Genomic DNA, 21,780 nt, shown 5'->3' with positions numbered 1-21,780 from the left:
ACTTATTTAAGTTGAGTGCAATAATTTTCTACAACTATACTCTATAGATGGAATTACCAGCTGAAGGGGCTGTATCTATACTCGCAGCTTGAGTTCTAAATGCTTCTGATTGTATCATCAATGGAGAACCTCTATAGCAGAATAATAAGGGTTCTAAACTTAAGTGTTTAACGCTATTCTCAAGCTGCTCAATGCTATCATCACTCAAAGCCCCATCTGTGCCTAATAGACTCTGTAATTTTGCACTTTCAGGAGTAACTTGACATATTACTTCGTGCTCAAGAAAATCATCTGCATCATATTCAAATGATGTCACTAAGGTTTTTAAGGGAGATTCAATTTTTTTGCCATTTTGATAAACAATTCGACCATCCTCAAGCCTACAATGCGCAACTTTTGCACCATGCTTATCATGTTCTGAAACAAGTGATTGTCTCAATGGCTTTTCAGAGTGTACAAATGCAGCATAGCCATATACGATTGGCGCACAGAATTTTTCTTCTGAAAGAAATTTACTCAGCGATTCAGCATAACATACAGAACCTTTAGCGCCGGTTGCCGTTGTTCCAGAATTACAAAACCTAAGATCAATGGTAATATTAAGCGTATAATTTTTTAATATTTTTTGTAAAGTCATAGCAAGTAATCGTGGACTATAGTCATAATTTGTTGAATATTGTGCCCCCATAATCCACGGATTGCCATCAGCATGAATTTCTAAAATATCCTTTTCTTTAATAACATTAGATAAAAATTCAAGATCTCTGGGATTATTCAAATAAATAATACGGGGATAATACTCGCTTGTTCTTTTAAGATTTTTTGCTATTTTCAAAGTTTCTTTGGTTTTCATAGGTGCTAAGAAATAACGTGGCATGAACTATACCCCAAATAAAAATAACGTGTTATAAAAAGACTGCGCAAGATCCTATCAAACTAACTAATAAAAATCAATTTTTTAAGAGTGTAACTACAATAAAGTTGTTATCAATTTATACTATTTCACGCACATGAATTAATAAGAAAAGATTAGAACACTCATGTGTGAAGATTATATTTTCGATTTTTTTTAGGCTTTGATTCTTTGACATAAGAAGAACGGAAGGGTTTGATGTTTTTATTACCAATCCAAACTTTATCTATAAAAAATTGGATAATAATACAATTGATTGCCCAATAAACAGCAGTCACTAAAATACCTGCCAATGCAACAATTTGAAATTGCATGATGTACCATCCTGCTATTGTATGCATCAAAAGAACCATAATAAAAGTAATTGCTACCTGAGAGCCAAATTTACTTAAACCAACGACTCTACTTGCATTACACACTTTAAGCCTATCTTGCTTAAATTTATCTGATACTTTAAAAAAACCAGATAAAAATAAGCTATTATCATTTGTATTTCTGGTAATGATTAATAAAAACCAACAACATAATAAGCCCAAGATAACAAAAGTAACAGGCAGCATACTAGGCTGGTTAATAAAAGCCATGCCGCTTTTTATATCTGCGGTCGTTAGTAATTTAATGCTAATAAAAAAGATAGCAGGCATCAACATAATGCCAAAAACAAGCTCTCTAATAGTGCGTCCTTTTGAAATAGAGGCCAAATAAGAGCCCGCCAAAGGTGCCCACAATAAAAACCACCCCCAATATATACTGGCAAAGCGATCTTCTACAGGTGCTACATTAAAATACTTAATACATTCCAAGCATTTTGATTTCTCAAACAATTCCGGAGAAGCAGCAACCAATATTCCATTTGCATAAGCAATCAATAACAGCAAAGGAAATGAAATTGCCATGAGCATAGTCATCAGTCTGGAAATACCAAATCCTCTTTTTGCCAAACGTCTGAAAATACGCTTGCCAAACTTCAACGCAAATATTGGCAACAACAGACCTAAAAAGCTAACAGAGATAAAAGGCAGCAAGAAATGATGAAAATGCAATTGCTGATAAATAGAATAGGAAAACAAAAGTATGGCTGTCACTGCCATCGTGCATATGGCAAAGATGGTTGTAATAAAAGACGAACTTTCCACAAATGTTTTAAACATTGCCTGCAAGCGAAGAGGAAAAAAATCCACGCTTTGATATAAAAAAGGCGTGCCTTTTTTTATATAAGCATTATAAGCAACCACCAAACCCCAAATGCCATAAATGCCCCAAGGGAAGATCCCCCAATGCGTCAACGTATAACTTGATATAATTTCAGTCGTAAAATCATAAGAAAGTGCGCCCATAGTGAAAATAGGCCCCGCACTTAAAAAAGCATAAGATACGGCTATCGTAAAAATAAATAATATGAGATTGGCATTAACAATTTTAGAGAGCCAGGCAACAAAAGGTAATCTTTCTGTTCTATCTCCTAAAACAATGCCTCCCGCAGGTGTAATAAACAATAACAATAATAAATAACCTGCCACTGAGGTAGGGACACTGTAGAGTAAAATTAAATTAGGCTTAAAAATTGACAACCAGCTCAGAATCAAAACGCCAACGAGGGAAGAAACGATATTAACTGCTTTATAGGTTTTTATCATAATAAAAAATATCGGGGCAAATGCCCCGATGAAATCCAAATTATTTATCCAATATCCATTTTATGTTCAGACTTGTTACCTCATCTAAAGGCAACAAGTCCAACTTACTGTCACAACTATTCTGCAGGTGTTTCAGTAGTATCTGTTTCTAGTTTCAACTCACGTATTTTCTTCTCGGCTTCCCAAGCTTGTTTACGTGTATCATCTTCAAGTGTTTCGAGTTGTTCTACTAACCCCTGCATTGCTGCATACATTCTTGTGAAGTTTGCATTCATCGTTGCAAGCAACGCAACTTCTTGCTCTTTCATCTTAAATGCTTGTTGATCCATCCACGTATTGTAGGCAAGTAAATGTACCATTTCTCTTAGCAATGCGGTATCAGAGGCTTTGCCTATCATGCCATACCATTCTGGCGTATTAAATCGTAGTTTAGAATATTCATTAACAAGTTCCATGACGGTTTTATGTTTTTCTTCCTCTGGCGTACCCTCAGCATCTTGTTCTGCAATTCTTCTTGCAAATAATTCACTGAATGCGGTTACGCTGGGCGCCATATTGATAGATTCAATCAATTTTTCAGCAACCTTCTCTTTTTCAGCAACCGTCAATTCTGTGCCCGATTTCATCTTAGCGGCAATTTCTTGATCTACTTTTGGATAGGGATTGGTTAAATAGGCAATAAATCCTTCTGCCGCCTCTTTCTCTACCCTATCTTTTGAAAGAATATTACCTAGGTTTAATGAATTCACATTACCAGGGCTTTCCTCCATTCGACGCATCATTTCGATGAATAACTGTATTTTTGGTGCAACACTCTGAGCAACAATAGGCTCGGCTCCATCTTCGGTTGGCCAATATGCTCCCATAGCCTTTTTAAAGTTTGTTTCTACCAATTCTTGCGCATAGTTATTCGCAACAGATTCACCAATCAGTTTACCAGCTTCAATTGCTTTTTCAGTGCCTGGCGCGTTCATAAAAAGTAATTCTTTTTTAAATTCATACTCTTTAAGTGCAGCATCTGCCCAATAATTAATCAGTGCGGATGCGACTTCTTTGTTTCTATAATCGCTATCACTCAGTTCATAGTGTTTGGTAACACTCTCTCTGATTTCATCAAGCTTTAAGCCATTTGAATTAAAGCCATTTTGGTTATTCGCATCAAGTTCTTTAATAGCTTGCACTACAGAAGCTCCGCCGTCCGCCTCTGCTAGCACAACCTGCGAAAACCCAAGTCCACTCACGAGCGCCAAGCTTGTCAAATAGTACGGTAGTTTAAACATTTTCATAATCCACCAACCTCATGCATATATCTAAAAATTCTGTTTCGCCCTTTGCGTTAGGATGATTTCTTATTGAAAACCATCTGACATGAAATCTTCATTACTGCTGCCACCACCGCCGGTGTCGCCGCCGCCACTGCCAGTATTATCAAAGGCGCCCCCACCAGAACTGCCGCCTTTATCGTCGGAAACAACTGGATTTAAATAGGCTGCAGGTGGTTTAAAAAGCTCATCGTAGCGTTGTACCGCATCAACTAAACCTCCTTGACAAACGTATTGTTTGTACAAAACAGAGGCGTCGCATGTACTAGCGATACCTTCATTTACAGTCAGTGATTGAGCTGATGCGCTTCCTACGAAAAATACACTCATTCCCATTAAAGCACAGACGATTAACTTACTCATGTTCAGACTCCAATGCTTTTAAGATTAAATTGATTCTTTCTGGAGCGAAAACGCGACCTAAAAGTTGCAACCTTTCGAAGGCCAGATTTCGCTTTAAAAATAGATCGGCATATTTATTCTTATTTTCATCTTTGGTTTGTTCTTCAGCGTAGATAAGTAGTTTTGATGCCGTGCCTGGTTTTAGTACATCTAGAAATTGCATCAGTCGTAAGGCACGTCCTGAGCGGATATTTGCCAAAAGCTTTATCATGGAAGCTTCATCGTTAAATTCAAAATCTTGCACATCATCCAAACAAGCACCCAATCTAAGGAGTGCTTCTTCAACACGTGGATCTTTGTCGGCAGCCCAAGATTCAATACCTTCCATTGAGGTCACGATTCTATACAACGTTCGCTTGTCGTAATCATGCCAAAAGGTATGTACGGCTTCTAACGATAAATCTGGCACTTTATTATTCCCCGTTTTATTTAAATTTTGCCTTCATTATTTTATGTGTGCAGGGATTTAAACTTCATTGTGACCTAAGGCCAATCCCTCTTTCATTTCAAAAAACCTATCAAACTATTCTATAGTCCATGTTTATAATTTATCGTCCAAAATAGTTGGTTTCTTAAATTAATATACCCCTACCACTCTTAAAAAACCAGTCTTTTACTCTAGTCATTCGGTTGGATTCTTTTGGTAGAATAAAGTTCCTAATCAACCAACATTAATTTTAAATACTGATCTAAAGTTATAGCCTTAATATAGTTTCAATACGCTCAAGAAATGACCTAATATAAAACTCTAGAGAATTAAAAGCATTTTTTTGAAAAAATAATTGATTGGATAATCAAAATTCTTATGATTGCGTTGTTAATGATATTCAGCTCTTTGTAGTTACGTGATAAACTTATCTGTAGATATATGCAAAATCGATATATCAGATGAGCCACATCTATATTAGAATCGATTAGGTGCATTTACAATGCTTAGAATTAACAAAGGCGTGCTATGTTAATTTAAAGCATAATGTTTAAATGGCCTAACAATGAAAAAAAGGTGAGCATCATGGCAAAACGCAGAGGCATTATGAGCAGGCTGATCGACACGCGTGTCGATCGTTGGATGAGTTGGGATTACTTATCCGACACAACATCTAAAATCAAAAGCTCTGTGCTTGATCTTGCAACACCGCAAAAGGCAAAATTCTCAGAAACCTTTGAAGAAGCCATGATTCGATTGGAGCTCACTGAGAAAGATCTCGTCAATCGTAAAAAAGAATTCACACGTCTCTTCTATTTATTTACCCTGATCGGATTATTAATTATTGGTTATGCTGTCTACATGGCTTATCTTGGGCACTTTGGTGCTTGCCTTATTTCATTCGGTCTTGCTGGTTTTTCTTTCACTCAAGCATTCAAATGGCATTTCTGGCTCTTTCAATTACGCAACCGCAAACTAGGCTGTAGTGTGAAAGAATGGTTGGATGGTAAAGTCGTTGACGTACATGGTACCGATATCGCTCTTAAGTCCAGCAGAAATAATAAAGACCTGAGTGATAAGGAACCTTAAATGAGATTTCGCTGGTTTTTACTACTCATTGTACTATTCATTCCAGTCACGTCTTTTGCAACGAGCTCTGGCGGTTTTTCTGTAGATCCTGCTGATAAATCAATGCAGTATCTTGCCAGTATCTTTGGTAGTATTCCAGCACTCCCTATACAAGCACCACCAGATGATGGTTCAGCAACAACCTCAGTCAGCCGTGTCTTCCAGCCACTGGTTCACAAATTTAATATTGTTGTCTTTGCTCTGGGTATCATTATTATCATTTACACCACTTTGGTTGGTACACTCAGTACTGCTCAGGAAGGAGAAGTGCTGGGCAAGAAATGGTCTTCCATCTGGATACCGGCACGCATTGGTATGGGCATGTATTTATTATTACCCGCAGCGGGATCGGGGGGGTATAGTTACGTGCAAATTGCCATTCTCTGGATGATTGTTCAGGGGGTGGGCGCAGCAAATGCTGTATGGAAAGAAGTTGTATTGGATCCGAATTCTATTCACGATGACACGCGAGAAGCCAGACTCGCCAATGCAAAGCCTGTGATCTTAGGCCTGCTTAAAAGTGCCTTATGCATGGAAAAATTAAATAAAATGGCCATCGACGACCCCAGTTTTATGATTGTATTGGGGGAAAATATCGATGTCTACACCAATGAAAATATGACAGCCACTGAAGTCGGCCGCCCCGGCTCAGCAGGTCTAGAAAAGCCAATCTGTGGTAAATTTGTTAAAAATTCATATAAAAACTTAGGCTCGGATGAAGACACCGCTAAAAATATTATACATTCAGCCATCTCTAATGCTTTCTGGACGGTTGACTTAGCGGCATATGAAGCCATCAATACGCCTAAAGAAGAATGGTTTAACTTTGATCAGCTGGTCGCTGCCGCTTCCACCCTGTCAAATGCAATGACCTCTTTGAAACAAACCGTTAGCCTAGACAGCACCAAAGAACTTGCCATACAAAATGGTTGGATCCATGCGGGCAGTTATTATTTTAAAATTATTGAAGCCACTGGTGGTAGTGAATCAGCCGTCACTATAGAGCCGAATGATCCGAATACAGATGAACTCGCCCAACTTTTTGGAGGCGATGAGCGCGCTGCAAACACTTTCCTAACAGAAATTGGTTCTTTGGCAGACGACTATCTAGAGAAAGCCAGTGATAATCTTGAACCTGTCGATGCCGGCGACAGACACACAGGTGATTTAGGCTTTCAAACAAAGACATCCAGCTTAAGTGGTGATGCCGTTAAAGCCTTGGATGCCGTTTTCGGTAGTTTCTTTAAGGATATTGCGGTAAAAATTGGCGAATACATGCATAACAATAGCACAGATCCAATCGTTTCTATTTCTCGTTTTGGCTCTGATGTTGTCGTTATTGTAGAAGCTATTTTCTGGGGTTCTCTCGTTGCGATATTCCTCGTCTGGTTGCTGACTTCGATTATGTGTTGTATGCAGCCTTTATGTAATGCCATGAATTTCCTGATTGGCGTCATTATACCGCTCGCAGGGCTTGCGATATCCATTGCCTGGGTGGAAGGTATTATCATGGCGCTCTACATACCAATGATACCTTATTTGGTCTTTACCTTTGCAGCCATTACGTGGGTCATATTGGTCATTGAGGCCTTATTAGCTGCTCCGCTCATTGGCTTAAGCTTGGTTATGCCCTCTGAAGACGAGCTGGGTAAAGCAACAACAGGTATTGTTATTTTATTTGGTCTCTTTATGCGCCCTGTTTTGATGATTGTCGGTTTCATCTTCTCCGTCAAATTGATTCTCGTTGCTTTCACAATGATTAGCTTTGGCTTTGGCGCTACATTACAATACAGTGTGCAACTCGGCATAGGCTTATTTGGATGCATTGCGGTTCTCTTTCTATACATGGGTATTGCAACTGCAGTCGTCCACGAATGCTTTAGCTTAATTTATAAAGTGCCAGACAAAACACTGGCTTGGATCAACGCTGGTGGTGGTGGCCATGATGAAGGTAGCAAAGTGAAAGCACTCAGAGGTAGTACAGAAGCAGGCGCTAAAGTAGGCCAGAAAGCCATGAGTGGTTTACTAGGAGCCGCAGGCTCCTTAAGCAAAAGCACTGGCGGCGGTGGAAAAGGCGGCGGTGGCGGCATGAAACTATAGCATTGGGGACGACTGTATGAATATCTACATAAAATTATTCTCCATAGCATTACTTGCTTTGCTATCAGGTAATGCCTTTGGTATAGACTTTTCATGGGAAAGCCCCCCATCTGACAAATCAATTGAATTTTTAGGAAAAATCTTTGGTCCCGTTGGAACTGCGTTAACTGGCCCCGAATCTGGTATTTTGGGCAAGGTCATGCAAGTCTTTAATATTGCAGTATTGACCCTCGGTAGTATTGTTGTCAGTTATACGATTATCGTATCCACTATTAATACCGCCCAAGAAGGCGAGGTAATGGGACGCAAATGGTCTTCTGCTTGGATTCCATTACGTGCCGCAGTGGGCGCAGCAATGCTCATACCTGCCCCCACCTACTCTCTTATTCAAATTCTGTTTATGCATATCACTGTTTTAGGGGTACATGCTGCGAATCAAATTTGGCAAGTCACCATATCCACCTTCTCCACCACAGGTATCAGCGGCAGCATTAGCGTTGGATCGGATGCGCAATTGAAAGGTATTACGCAACATTTATTTAAAGGCTTAGTCTGTGCAGAATTATGGAATGGTGAATATTCGGGTGTACTCGGTCACACGGTTGAGGCCTACATAAAAGAACCTCAAAATCAATTATGGATTGGCGTTAAAGGACATGATAAATACGCAAATATCTGCGGTGGCTTAAAACCAGGCAATACACCTAGCAATGCTTTAGATTCTGCTTCATGGATAACAACAAACCTTGATGCCTTTATGGCTGCCGTCAGCCTTATGCAACCCGCAGCCGAAGAAGCTGCTAATCAACCAGACAAAACACTATGGACGAATACAGGCATCACACTCGCTGCAATGAATTCACTGAAGAGCAATATTGCAAGCACACCTCTCAAAGTAGATGAGGATTCTGATTTTAACGTAAATACTACCACAGCAACCAATAATGGATGGCTTTACGCAGGCAGTTATTATTTTGCCTTTGTGGAATATTCTAATGATATCTCCTTTAATCCACCGACAACGATTGATCCAGACTCCTCCGACATCAATGCACTCGGGGATGTGGGCAGAACGGTGTATGATCCACTATCGCGTAAAAATGCGAATGAATATATGGTTGAATCTGATAAAAATTCAACTGCACCTGAGGTCGACAGATCCAATCGACTCGAAATCTCTTCTCCGGCTGGACTCTCTTCTGAAGCACAACAATTTGTAAGTGAAATCACGGGGCCTTTACGCGATTTGGCTTATTTGTTTATGGATCACTTAACAGAGCGCTATAGCGATCCGGTTGCTTCCGTGCGTGCGGTTGGCTCAGAAATCATGATCACCTGTGAGATTATTTGGTTCGCCATTATTGCAATCATGTTTATCTTACTGATTGTAGGCTGCACCATGTCTGGTATACAGCCACTCTGTTTTGCGATTGGTATGATAGGAATGGTGGCTATTCCACTGTTATCCCTGCTCTTAGCCTTGCTGTGGGGTATCGGGTGTGTGATGGGTATTTATATTCCCATGATCCCTTATTTGGTCTTTACCTTTACAGCTATTGGCTGGCTGGTACTCGTGATTGAAACCATTATTGCTGCGCCGATTGTTGCTTTAGGTCTTGTAAGTCCTGCTCAAGAAGTCTTGGGTAAAGCAGCGCCTGCGGTGTTACTCATTACCGGCGTATTCTTAAGGCCAAGCTTAATGGTAATCGGTTTTGTTGCTTCTATCTTGCTGGTCAGAACGGTTGTTACCATGATTAACTATGGCTTCTCTGCAACCATAGAAGCATCGATTGCTGGTATTGGTATCTTCGGTGTAATTGCCTTGGTTACACTCTATGGTGGTTTAATCTTAGCCGTTATTCATGAATGCTTCAGTCTCATTCACGTTTTGCCTGATAAAATCCTACGTTGGATTGGTGGACAAGTAGAACAATCTTCTGTGGGACAACAAGTCAAAGAGCTCGAGAAGTCTGTAGAAAAAGGTGCAGAAGTTGGTTCTTCTTTGATGAAAGGTACCGCTGCTATTGCAGGTAGTGTGATTCAAGGTCAAATGGAAGGTGGCGGTGGCGGCTTGACTACGATTATTGAAAAAATCACCGAGAAAATGGGTGGTGACGGTGATGGTGGCAAAATGGATATGGGTGATGGCCCTGGCGGTGGTGCGGAGGGTCCCGGAGCTGGACCTAGTGGTGGTGGTGCACCCGGCGGCGCAGGTGGTTAACCCTCTTCTGTGGTTTAATTTTCTTCCCATTCTAAATAAAAAAACCGCGATTATCGCGGTTTTTTTATTTAATAATCAATCTATGGCTTAGCAGTTGGTCTTGGTGCAGGTCGGTTCAACATACCTGCTGCTATTCTGTCTTCTTGTGTTGAAGAAGAATGTCCTTTAGCTTGATTTTGCAATTGCTGTGCTTTATTCACACCGTACAATTGATCTAACCATTCTTTAGGCACAGCATCAGGACCCGCTTGTTGCTCTAAGAATGCCATGCACTCTTGTGTAAAAGCTCTTTGCATGTCAGGCTCTGGAATATAACCATTTGCCAAAATAGCACTGACTGGAATTTTAGCGCCTTCCTTATAGGGATGCTCATAGCTCGGTTTGCCATCTGCACCCAATTGATAAATCGGTTGGCTACCATCATAAGCATAACCAAGCTCTTTAGCTTTACGATAAATAGCAGCATCTTCAGAATATTTTTTTCCAACCAAAAGGCTGATGAGAAACACGATGTACTGCATGAGCACCATTGCAGCCAAAGATTCTGGTTGCAACTCGGCCAAATGTATAAACTTACCTGCCATTCCACCGACTCGATTTTCAGCATCAGGGCGTCTATGCTGTGCAAACAAAGCTTGCTGAGTAGCCAAACGTTTATCTAACTCTGATTGCCATTGCTTATTCGCAGCTTCCAAGTTATCTTTCTCACGTTGTCTTTTTTGTTTTTCTGCTTCTTGATGATTCTTATACATGCTTAATTCAGCACCATCATCATTTACACCCTTTAACATATACACCTCTTCTCTTCATTAAGGTTTAAAAGCTATTAACTTTTTAATTGCAGGCATTATACCACAATGGAAAACCATTTAAAAGTTAGTTTTATACCACATTTAATATTTTCTAAGTCCCCTAATAATGAGGATATCCACCTAGATATTCAAGCGAATACTCAAAGCCCCAAAGACTTATATGTTTATTTATCAAATAGTTATATAAAATTTATCCGACATACGGCAGGATTTTTTTATGTGGGTGTCCTAGATAATTTAATGGATAATTTTGAAAAAGCCGCAAGATGCGGCTTTTTCATTTGATGGTAGTCTTATTTATCACTTACCTGGTTTGGGCTGAGGGCGATTCAACAAGCCTGCAGCCATTCTATCTTCTTGGGTTGACGATGGCATTTTTGCTTGGTCTTGCTGTAATTGTGCTGCTTTATTAACCCCATATAATTGCTCTAACCATTCTTTAGGAACCGTTTTAGGGCCTGCTTGCTGCTCTAAGAATCCCATAAACTCCATTGCAAAGGATCTTTGCATATCAGGTTCTGGGATATAACCATTTGCCAAAATAGCACTAATTGGAATTTGTTCTCCAGCCTCATAGGGATGTTCATAGCTTGGTTTGCCATCTGCACCCAATTGATAAATCGTCTGGCTGCCGTCATAAGCATATCCAAGTCCTTGAGCTTTACGATAAATAGCGGCATCTTCAGAATATTTTTTGCCAACCAAAAGGCTAACAATAAACACTATATACTGCATGAGCACCATTGCGGCTAAAGACTCAGGTTGCAACTCAGCCAAGTGTATAAACTTGCCAGCCATACCTTCCACTCTGTTTTCCGCATCTGGACGTCTATGCTGCGCAAACAAAGCTTGCTGAGCCGCCAAACGTTTATCTAAATCTGATTGCCATTGCTTGTTGGCTGTCTCTAATTGATCTTTTTCACGTTGTCTTTTTTGCTTTTCTGCTTCCTGATGGTTATTGTACATTCGTAATTCTGGATCAACATCACTATCATTTGAACCATTACCACCTAACATATATCACCTCGCATTTTCTTCAGATTAAAATCAACTCATTTTATAAATCAAAGTAACTCTCTTATTTTATTGTGGGTGTCCTACATTTATGGACTCATCCCCATACCCATGCTCATACCTTTGCTGGCATCAGGCTCTGGTTCTGGTGTTGGAGCGGGCGTGCTATCTGGTTGAGGTTGTGCAGCTGCATCCGCACCTGGTGTAAAGCTGCTCGTTAGCGAACTTACAGGATCAGCCCCCCCACTTAGCCCTTCCATACTAAAAGAACCACCCGTCACCATACTCAGCATATTGTTCAAACCATCCATAACCTGATCAACAACTTTTTCTAAGGAACCACTTACATCATCATTATCACTATCAGAATCGCCTCCGCCTGATGATGGTTTGGGTGTAGGTGAACTGCCACCACCGCCTCCGCCAGTTAAACCACCTAGCATTTGGCTGGGATCCATTCCTCCTCCACCACTTCCGCCGGTTAAGCCACTTAGCATTTGGCTAGGATCCATTCCACTTCCACCGCTTCCGCCGGTTAAGCCACTCAGCATTTGGCTGGGATCCATTCCTCCTCCACCACTTCCGCCGGTTAAGCCACTTAGCATTTGGCTGGGATCCATTCCTCCTCCACCGCCTCCGCCGGTTAAACCACTTAGCATTTGGCTAGGATCCATTCCACTTCCACCGCTTCCGCCGGTTAAGCCACTTAGCATCTGGCTGGGATCCATACTACTGCTACTGCCAGTTAATCCACTCAACGCTTGAGTTGGATCTGCGCTACCCCCATCATTACTACTACCCATTAAACCACTCAAACCATTGATGATTTGACTTGGATCCATGCCGGTTATAGCGCCCATTACAGCCCCTACCATTTTCATACCAACACTCAGTGGATCCATAGAACCACCCATATCGGGTGTGGCGCTATCTGTGCTGCCGCCTGGACCATCCTGACTAGGTCCCCCCATTCCTGGAATAAAATTCTTCAGATTGGTTAATTGCATGAGCTGATCTGCTATTTCTTGCAAAGCCTCTTGAATCTCATTGTCATTTTTCTCATCGTCGTCGTCATCACCACCGATTGCATCTAATAATTTTTGTCCAAAGCCTTGAATTTTATCCTGCAGAGAAGGTTTATCATCGTCTTTGTCTTTATTAGAGGATGATTTATCATTATCCTTGTCTTTTGATTGCGACTTTTCTTCGCCTTTTTCTTGTGCTTCAGTAGCTTCTTTCTCAGCTTTGCCAGCATCTTTTTCTGCATCCCCACCGGCTTTTGCAGTCTGTTGTGCTGTATTTGCAGTATCTTCAGCAGCATCTTCCCCAGCATTTTCAGCAACTTCTGGCGCAGCCATCGCCGCATCTTCGCCTACATTCACACCCGCAAGACCAACCCCTTCCCCAACATCAAGCGCCGCTTCTCCACCAATTAATTCTGGCTCTGCCACTAAGCCAACACCTGTTGCTCCAACGGCCACATCAACAACGGCTTCTGCAGCAATAGTGGCTCCCTCTGCTGCAACATCAGTAACGGCATCAACAGCAACATCTTCTACAACGTCTGTTGCAACATCTGTCGCAACATTTTCAACTGCATCTTCACCAACATCCATTGCAACATCTGTTGCCTCATCCATGCCAGTGTCTACAGCGCCATCCATAGTCGCTTCCGCAGTACCTTCAAGCGCCTCTTCACCACCTTCTAACTCATTTGTCGCAGATTCTCCGAGATCTGCATCCGCATCTTCTTCCTGTTCAAGCTCATCCTGTTCCGGTTCTTCTTGAGCCGGATCTTCTTGCTTTTGCTCTAGCTCGTCTTGCTCTGATTCTTCTTGTTCTTGTGCTTGTTGCTGTTGATCTTGTGACTGTTCTGCGCTCTGATCTTTATCTTGCTTTTCTTGCTCTTTTTCATCTTCTTGATCTCTTTTTTGTTTTTCTTCTTTTTCTTCTTGAAGTTCTTCCTTTTCTTCCTCTTGTGTATCTTTTAGAAGTTCCGCTATCGCTTCAGCGATGTCTTCGAGCGCGGCTTCAATATCATCATCGTTGTCATCAGAAGATGGTTGCAAAGAAGACATTGCATCAGTCAAATCTGACATCTTGCTTCGAGTTGGATCTGGTGTATCTGGTTTTGGATCTTGAGGTTGTTGTGAGGGTGTATTATTTGTCAATGAATTTACTGCATTTAAGTTTGCCATACTAGGAGCAGTGCCAGCAGTATTCATTGTCCCATCTTGCTGGTTAACAGTAGATTGCTCTACTTCTACTTCCTTACCTTCATTTTCTTCAACAGACTCCTGTGCCACAGGTTCTGGCTCAGGCTCTGGCATTTCTAATTGTTCTTTAGAAGCATCTTGCATTGCAGATTGTTCTATTTCTACTTCCTTATCTTCATTTTCTTCAACAGGCTCCTGTACCACAGGTTCTGGCTCTGGTTCTGGCATTTCTAATTGTTCTTTAGAAGCATCTTGCATTGCAGATTGTTCTATTTCTACTTCCTTATCTTCATTTTCTTCAACAGGCTCCTGTACCACAGGTTCTGGCTCTGGTTCTGGCATTTCTAATTGTTCTTTAGAAGCATCTTGCATTGCAGATTGCTCTACTTCTACTTCCTTACCTTCATTTTCTTTAACAGGCTCCTGTACCACAGGTTCTGGCTCTGGTTCTTGTGGTTGAGTTGAAGATGCCCCACCTGGACCATCTTCGGCATTAACTTGTGTGACAGCACCAACACTTGCTAATACTGCAGCGCCTTTTCCGAAACCAGAAGATTGCTCTACTTCAGAATTTTCTTTCTCAGAGCTTTCTTGTTCAACATCAGGAGAGCCAGCAAAAGAAGTACCCAATTTTTTCTTACCACCTTCTAAAGTAGGCCCACCTTCTTGAGGCATTTCTGCTTGATCCATGGATACTTCTTGTATTGGAGGAGATGCACCACCTGGCTCATCTTGCCCCCCTAATTCTTGCTGTGGAACACTGGTCACAACAGGTTGATCTTGTGACGGCTCTTGTTTGTCTAATTCTGGTTCTGGTGTAGGCTCTGTAGTAGGTTCTGGGCTTTGCGCTTTAATGTCGCTTATTTTGTTTTCATTTTCAGCAATATTTTCTAAGGCTTTTTGCTCTTCTGCATCCAAGCCCTTCATTTGTTGACCAATTTCATCAAGACGATCAGACTGTGCTTCTGTTGGTACATCGCCTATCTCTCGTTTTAAGTCGGATTCTTCTGCTTCAAGTTTTGCACGTTCTCCTTCAATACGTTTTATCTCTGCTTCTTGCGCGGCAGAATCTCCATTTAATTTTGCAACCATGAAGCTATTTTTATTCTCGCCTATTTCCTTTTCAAGTGCATCGATTCCTTCTTGTTGGCTTTGAGTTGGAACACCACCAGCTTGGTCACGCAACTCTGCTAACTTATCTTGGCCGTCTTTAATCTCTTGTTTAAAGTGCTGCGCTTCAGCTTCATGGAAAGCTTCTTTAGCCACCAATTTTTGCTGATCCATCAGATTTTCTAGTTCACCCGTCTTTTGAGCTTCTTTATCATTGAGTTCGGAATATTTGGCTTCCAACTCATCCATTTTGACTCTCTGTTTCTCATCCAATTGACCATCTTCAGCAGACTCATGGAGTTTGTCCATTTTCGCACGCACAGAATCTTTTTCATCTTTAATGTCTTTCAACTCAGAAGAAGTATTCTCAACACCAGCTTGTAACTCATCCAATTTATCAGCATGCTTTTCCATAGAACTAGCAAATTCTTCATTGAACTTGATAGTGTCATCAATTTCTTTCACTTGCCCCTGCATCTCAGCAACCTGTCCTTCTTTTGCTTCAATGTCTTTATTCACACTCTCTAAGTCTTTGTTAACAGCTTCTAATTTGCTATCTACTTCATCTAAGGCTTTCGTGTTAGCATCCAACTTAGATTGCAGCTCATCTAATTGTTTTTGCTGTTCTTCATTTGGCACACCACCTGATTGCTCTTTTAAGTCCTTTATTTTGCCTTCTAATTCCGATTTTTCAGCATCTAATTTTTCTTTTTGTCCTTCTAATTCGGATTTTTCCTTCTCTAAAGCATCTTTCTTCTCTTTGAGATCACCAATTTCCTTCTCTAAACCTTCGATTTTTTCTGATAAGTCTGCTTTTTTGTCTTTGGCAAGCTCTATACCACTTTTAACTTCATCAACGCCATCTCTCAAGCCTTGTATAAAATCGATGCCTTTTTCGATACCCTTACCCATTGCCATACCAAGGCCAGCAAATAAATCTAAAATGGCTAAAATAGCGGCAATTGAATTTACAATGACAGCAGCCATCATCTTACCTTCATCGTCACCATAATCATCTGGTGTCATCATCATTTTTTCAGCTTTTTTGCCCAATACTGAAAAATGATTAACCTCTTTCTTGGCACTCAACTCTGGCTTTTTATCATCTCCTTTCCCTGCGACGGCTTGTTTTTCTTCCGCTTTATCTTCTTTCTTAGTTTCTTTTTTCTCTTCAGATTTTTCCTCTTTTTTCTCTTCCTTCTTCTCTTCAGCTTCTTTTTCAGATTTTTCACTTTCTTGATCGGTTGCTTTAGGATGCGTTACTGCTGCTTCTTTTTCAGCCTCTTTTTCTTTTTCACCTTCTTCCGGATCTTTAGGCTTAACAGGTGGCTCTTCTTCCTCTTTATTGCCAGGCGCTTTGCCACCTGTTTCTTGAGCAATAATAGGATCTGTGGGCGCTGTTGTTGTTACTTCATCGTTTGGATTCGTAGCTTTAAGCTCTGGCTTATCTGAGGTGGGTTCTGGTGTTGTAGGGGTTGATGTCTCACCTTTAATGGCCTTACTTCCCTCTTCTGTTGCCTCTCTTGCTATCGCTTGCTGGGCTTTTTGATTTTCTTCGAGCCCACGATTAGCTTGTTCTTCTAAGCCTTTATAACGATCGATATCTGCTTGTTGTGAACGCTCCATTTCAGATAAACCGGCTATCTCTTGATCTGCTTGTTGACTCAGTCCCTTATAACGTTCAATATCACTTTGTTGATGCGCTTCCATCTCCTTCAACATACTTTTCTGATTCTGTAGACCCGTTAATTCCTTTTGATCAACTTCACTTATTTTACCATTTTCATCAGGCTTAATTTGTTCTATCTTCTGATCAAGCGCTTTCATTTCATCTTGAATTTTTGTAAGTCCTGCTTCAGCTTTTTGCGCTTGGCTATCAAATTCCTCTTTTCTACCCTCTGCAGCCTCTTTTTCTGACTGAATGTTCATCAACCCTGTCTCAGCTTCTGCTCTTTTTTCTTGCGCAGCTGTTGCTTGCTGGCTCAGCTCACTCATTTCTCCTTGCAGTTTTTCTATTTCTGGCTGTTTGGCTGTCATTTTTGCTTGGAAGGCTTCGCTGAATTTGACTGCATTGTCAATGTCTCTTACATTATCTTGCGCTTTGGTCAACTCATCTCGCAAGCCAAGCGTGCCACCATTTTCAATCGTCTTATCTATGTCTTTATTTTTCGCCTTTAAGTCAGCTATGCCCTGCTCCATTTCCTTAAGTTGTGCTTTATTTTCTTTGGTATTTTCTTTAGGATCAGCTTCCATTTTTTCAGCAAGCTTATCACGCATCTTGCTTAGATTTTCAATCTCATTTTGATTCAACCCTCTTTCTTTAAGCAGAGCTTCTTTGCCTTTTTCATCTAACTTCTTACCATCTAGTTTTTCATCAAGTTTGGCGATTTTTCCATCTATTTTCGCCATCTTATCATCTAGCTTTTGTATTTTATCTTTGTCTTTTTCTGGGTCGAGTTTATCTTTTTCTCCTTGTAATTTTTCCTTTTCTCCCTTTAGCTTCTCTCTCTCTGCTTCTGCTTTTGCTATTTTGCCTTCTAAATCCTTTACTTTTTCTTCAAATTTGGGCTTCATTTCCTTTAATTGACCCAAACTTACTTTCATTGCTTCTTCATGTTCTTTACGCTCTTTATTCCACGCTTGGAAGGCATCTACCCCTTTGCCTATACCCATACCCCCTAATTTAAACAAGCCTGCTAATAAATCTAATATCGCTAAAATCGCTGCAATCAAATTCATGATCACTTGCGCTAGCAATTTCCCTTCGTCGGTCTCTTCGGGGTCGTAAAATTTATTATGGATCTTTTCCGCCCATTTACCCAATTTTGAAAAATGCTTGATATCTTTTTTGGCTTTTAATTCAGGCTTCTTGTCGCCACCGCCTTTAGGAGCGGCTGCTTTTTTATCGTCTTTTTTGCTTGATTCTGGATTTTGACTGGCAGCGGTAGCTCTCTCAGCTTGTCTTTCCTCTAATTTAGGATCAGGCTTACCATCAAGCGCTGATTGTAAAGTTGCTCTAAATTCTTTATTTTTCTCCGCTGGATGTTGCTCGATATATTTAGTGGCTAATGTCTTCAAATCTTTATTGCCAGGTTCGCTTCGAATACGTTGAGCAAGATCGTCTATTTTTGCCGCCCGCATTTGTTGAGTAAAGGCTTTATACTCTTTTTGAGCTGCCTTGGGATCCATGTCTTCAACTTTTTTACCCTCTGCAATTGCCTTTTGGCATAATAAAATACCTTCTATATTTGCACGTGGATTCGCAACAGTACAATTATCATTTTTTTGAGCTGATTGTTTGATATGCTGTACAGGTTCTTTAGGATCTGCGACCGATTTTATTTTTGTCATGATGGCTTCATGCGAAGTGCCACTGTTGTGGCCATCCATCATGCTTTTCACAAAATCTTTATCAATTTTGCTTAAATCAGAAATACGATAAATATCGGTTCCTTTACTATCGGCATGCAAACCACGATTCGTAAAGGCCATATAACCACCACCTTGGCCATCTGGGATAATGGTTAAGCCCATTGAGTGGCCATTACAACTGGTAGGAATGGAGGTAATTTCACCGGACTGTGCTCTTTTAGCAATCGCTTCGGAACCTTTACTTAAATTGGTCGCTTCACTCAACTTAAATTTGGCTTGCTCATTAGAGAATTCAAATGCCTCGCCAATCTTGCTAAAATTTTGTTTTTGAGGGTGCTCTGCATCTAAGCCCTTGGCATAGCCACTGACAGAATTAGACATCATCTGATAAGTCGGTCCAATATGTGCAAACTGAGATGTTTTACCATCTTCACTGGTTGCCTTAATGCCCAATACAACCCCAAACTCTTTCATGGTTGTAATTTGAGCGGGATCAACCCCCTTGTTGATATCCATGGATGAGAAGGCTTTGGTAACGGGCGTATTACTCTCAAGCGCAAATTCCAATGCGCCTTTTTCTGGAGAACCAATGGGTGCCCCCGATCTTACCTGCTCTTCTGCACCGCTAAAATCGCCATCTGTAATGGCTTTTCGTAGTGGGGTCTGACCATCCTGATCTTTGGGAACACCTTTTTCTATCTCCTGATCAGCTTCATCTAAATCCTTCCCCTTCTTCTTCGCAACTTCTTCAACAAGGTGCCCCAAAGCGGTTTGCTGTTCAAGCACAGAAGGCCCTTCCTCTTCTTTATTGCCAGGTGCTTTACCACCTGTTTCTTGAGCAATAACAGGATCTGTAGGCGCTGTTGTTGTTACTTCATCGTTTGGATTCGTAGCTTTAAGCTCTGGTTTATCTGAGGTGGGTTCTGGTGTTGTGGGGGTTGATGTCTCACCTTTAATGGCCTTACTTCCCTCTTCTGTTGCCTCTCTTGCTATCGCTTGCTGGGCTTTTTGATTTTCTTCGAGTCCACGATTAGCTTGCTCTTCTAAGCCTTTATAACGATCGATATCTGCTTGTTGTGAACGCTCCATTGAGCTTAACAACGCAATATTGGGATTGTTTGCTTCTAGGTCTTTCAGTATTCCTGCTTCTCGTTCACTCAGCGCTTCATATTGCTTTACTAATCCTTTCATTTCTGACTGTTGTTCTGTATTTAATTTTCCACCACTCTCTCCGGTAAGCTTATCTAGCTTCGCATCAATAGCCTTCATATCTTCTTGTATTTTTGATAATTCAGGTGGTGCAACTTTCTGTATTTCTGCTTCCTTCTCTGCTTGTATATTTACCAGGCCTTTTTCTGCTTCCATTCTCTTCTCTTGTGCAGTCGTTGCTTGCTGGCTCAGTTCACTCATTTCTCCTTGCAATTTTTCTATTTCTGGTTGTTTGGCTGTCATTTTTGCTTGGAAGGCTTCGCTGAATTTGACTGCATTGTCGATGTCTTTCACATTGTCTTGTGCTTTAGTCAACTGTTCACGCAATCCAACAGTACCGCCACTATCTAATTGTCTTGTCATGTCTCCAATATCTGATTTTAAAGCAGATATATTTTTATCTAATTCTTTCAATTGTGATTTTTTATCTTTATCTGATAAATCAGAGCCTTCAACCTTGGCTCTTTCTGCTTGCAAACCAGATAATACACCTTCTGCGTATTTTTTCTGCTCTCCAAGCTTATCTATCTCTGCTTGGCTTAATTTTTTACCATCAAGTTTTTCATCAAGCTTGGCGATTTTTTCATCTATTTTGGCTATTTTGTCTTTATCTTTTGTGGGATCTAATTTTTCTCTTTCTCCCTTTAATTTCTCTTTCTCTGCTTCTGCTTTCGCTATCTTTCCTTCTAAATCCTTAACCTTTTCCTCAAATTTGGGCTTCATTTCCTTTAATTGACCCAAACTTACTTTCATTGCTTCTTCATGTTCTTTGCGCTCTTTATTCCACGCTTGGAAGGCATCTACCCCTTTGCCTATACCCATACCCCCTAATTTAAACAAGCCTGCCAATAAGTCTAATATCGCTAAAATCGCTGCAATCAAATTCATAATGACTTGTGCTAGCAATTTCCCTTCGTCGGTCTCTTCGGGGTCGTAAAATTTATTGTGGATCTTCTCTGCCCATTTGCCTAACTTTGAAAAATGCTTAATATCTTTTTTGGCTTTTAATTCAGGTTTCTTGTCGCCACCGCCTTTAGGGGCGGCTACTTTGGATTCTGCCTTAGATTCTTCTTTAGGCTCTGTTGTGGACTCTGCTTTAGATTTTTCTTTGGATTCTTCTTTAGGCTCTATTGGCGCTGTTGTAGATCCTTCTTTCTTGGGCTGTTCTGATTTGGGTTCTGCCTTAGGCTCAGTTTGAGATGCTGAGACACTACTCTGAGTTAAACTCTGAGAATCGGCTGCATATTTTTTATAGGCTGCTTCAAATTTTTTATCATTGCCGCTATCAAAAATACCAAAATTTAAATTAATTTCAGCATCAGGATTTTGCGCACTGAATTGAGCTTGCGCTTTAAAGGCTGCTTTTGCTGATAATTCAGGTTTATTACCATAAATACCAATACCCAAAGGTGGGCAAGATACAGTCAGAGGGGATTTTCCAGATGCTTTTTGTTGTTCATGCGCTTTGTTCAATACATCTAAGTAAGCTGCGGTAAGCTTTTCTTCTCTTTGTGCGTCTGTCCCTGAATCAGGTGCGCCAGCATGCATCAAAAGTCCTTGTTTACCATCTTTCCAATTTAAATTAGCAGGATCACCTTTAGTGTCTTTTACAAAATCTGCGGTACCAACAGGAATAAATGTACCGCGTTTTGACCAATCATCTTCAAGTGCTTTTTTAGAATCCGGATCTGTTAAATTACTTCGAACGACGCCTGCAAAACCACCCCAACTGTTTATCGACATTGGATTCACACTGGCAGCATTGACATAAATATCTGCCGCAACATCTAGAGCACTTACAGAAGAGAAACTTACGGATGTTGATTGTTTTGGACCTTTTGATGACATATTGGCCTCGATTCTGAAATAGCTTCAGCAAATAATTTTTAATAAATTG

Annotated in this window: 12 protein-coding genes; 4 read left to right on the top strand and 8 right to left on the bottom strand. The window is 40.7% G+C overall.

Going from position 1 to position 21,780, the window contains the following annotated elements:
- Positions 1-34: 34 nt before the first annotated feature.
- From CC99x_RS05395 to icmW, 5 genes are all read right to left on the bottom strand, one after another.
- Complete coding sequence (locus CC99x_RS05395) at positions 35-877, bottom strand: hypothetical protein (RefSeq protein WP_057622918.1); 843 nt, start codon at positions 875-877, stop codon at positions 35-37.
- Between the two features lie 161 nt (positions 878-1,038).
- On the bottom strand, positions 1,039-2,550 hold the full coding sequence (locus CC99x_RS05390) for a BCCT family transporter (protein ID WP_057622920.1): 1,512 nt from the start codon (positions 2,548-2,550) through the stop codon (positions 1,039-1,041).
- Positions 2,551-2,666: 116 nt separating this feature from the next.
- Positions 2,667-3,836, bottom strand: coding sequence for a hypothetical protein (locus tag CC99x_RS05385; RefSeq protein ID WP_057622922.1), 1,170 nt, complete (start codon positions 3,834-3,836; stop codon positions 2,667-2,669).
- Positions 3,837-3,899: 63 nt separating this feature from the next.
- Positions 3,900-4,235: a hypothetical protein gene (locus CC99x_RS05380; RefSeq protein WP_057622924.1), complete on the bottom strand. Its 336-nt coding sequence runs from the start codon at positions 4,233-4,235 to the stop codon at positions 3,900-3,902.
- Complete coding sequence (gene icmW, locus CC99x_RS05375) at positions 4,228-4,683, bottom strand: type IVB secretion system protein IcmW (protein WP_077065314.1); 456 nt, start codon at positions 4,681-4,683, stop codon at positions 4,228-4,230. The genes CC99x_RS05380 and icmW overlap by 8 nt, the downstream gene beginning before the upstream one ends.
- Before the next feature lie 603 nt (positions 4,684-5,286).
- Between icmW and icmV the strand changes: the two genes are divergently transcribed.
- From icmV to CC99x_RS05360, 3 genes are read left to right on the top strand one after another with little or no spacing between them, the layout of a single operon-like run.
- A complete protein-coding gene (icmV, locus tag CC99x_RS05370) occupies positions 5,287-5,790 on the top strand; it encodes a type IVB secretion system protein IcmV (protein WP_141651864.1) in 504 nt (167 codons plus the stop codon).
- Positions 5,791-7,929, top strand: coding sequence for a DotA/TraY family protein (locus tag CC99x_RS05365; RefSeq protein ID WP_057622929.1), 2,139 nt, complete (start codon positions 5,791-5,793; stop codon positions 7,927-7,929).
- A gap of 16 nt (positions 7,930-7,945) precedes the next feature.
- A complete protein-coding gene (locus tag CC99x_RS05360; RefSeq protein ID WP_057622931.1) occupies positions 7,946-10,150 on the top strand; it encodes a DotA/TraY family protein in 2,205 nt (734 codons plus the stop codon).
- 80 nt (positions 10,151-10,230) lie between these two features.
- On the opposite strand, the gene CC99x_RS05355 is transcribed toward CC99x_RS05360, so the two are convergent.
- Entirely contained in the window at positions 10,231-10,941 is a 711-nt protein-coding gene (locus CC99x_RS05355) for a hypothetical protein (protein WP_057622933.1), read from the bottom strand.
- Positions 10,942-11,007: 66 nt separating this feature from the next.
- Here CC99x_RS05355 and CC99x_RS05350 point away from each other — a divergent pair, with 66 nt between their 5' ends.
- Entirely contained in the window at positions 11,008-11,247 is a 240-nt protein-coding gene (locus tag CC99x_RS05350) for a hypothetical protein (RefSeq protein WP_057622936.1), read from the top strand.
- Between the two features lie 15 nt (positions 11,248-11,262).
- Here CC99x_RS05350 and CC99x_RS05345 read toward each other — a convergent pair whose 3' ends face one another.
- Both CC99x_RS05345 and CC99x_RS05340 read right to left on the bottom strand, forming a co-directional pair.
- A complete protein-coding gene (locus CC99x_RS05345) occupies positions 11,263-11,979 on the bottom strand; it encodes a hypothetical protein (protein ID WP_057622938.1) in 717 nt (238 codons plus the stop codon).
- Positions 11,980-12,065: 86 nt separating this feature from the next.
- Entirely contained in the window at positions 12,066-21,731 is a 9,666-nt protein-coding gene (locus CC99x_RS05340) for a hypothetical protein (protein ID WP_057622940.1), read from the bottom strand.
- Between the last annotated feature and the right edge of the window lie 49 nt (positions 21,732-21,780).

This window comes from Candidatus Berkiella cookevillensis (assembly GCF_001431315.2).
Taxonomy (GTDB): Bacteria; Pseudomonadota; Gammaproteobacteria; order Berkiellales; family Berkiellaceae; genus Berkiella_A; species Berkiella_A cookevillensis.
Note: the sequence above shows the minus strand (reverse complement) of the source record. Positions and strands in the feature narration are given on the sequence as shown.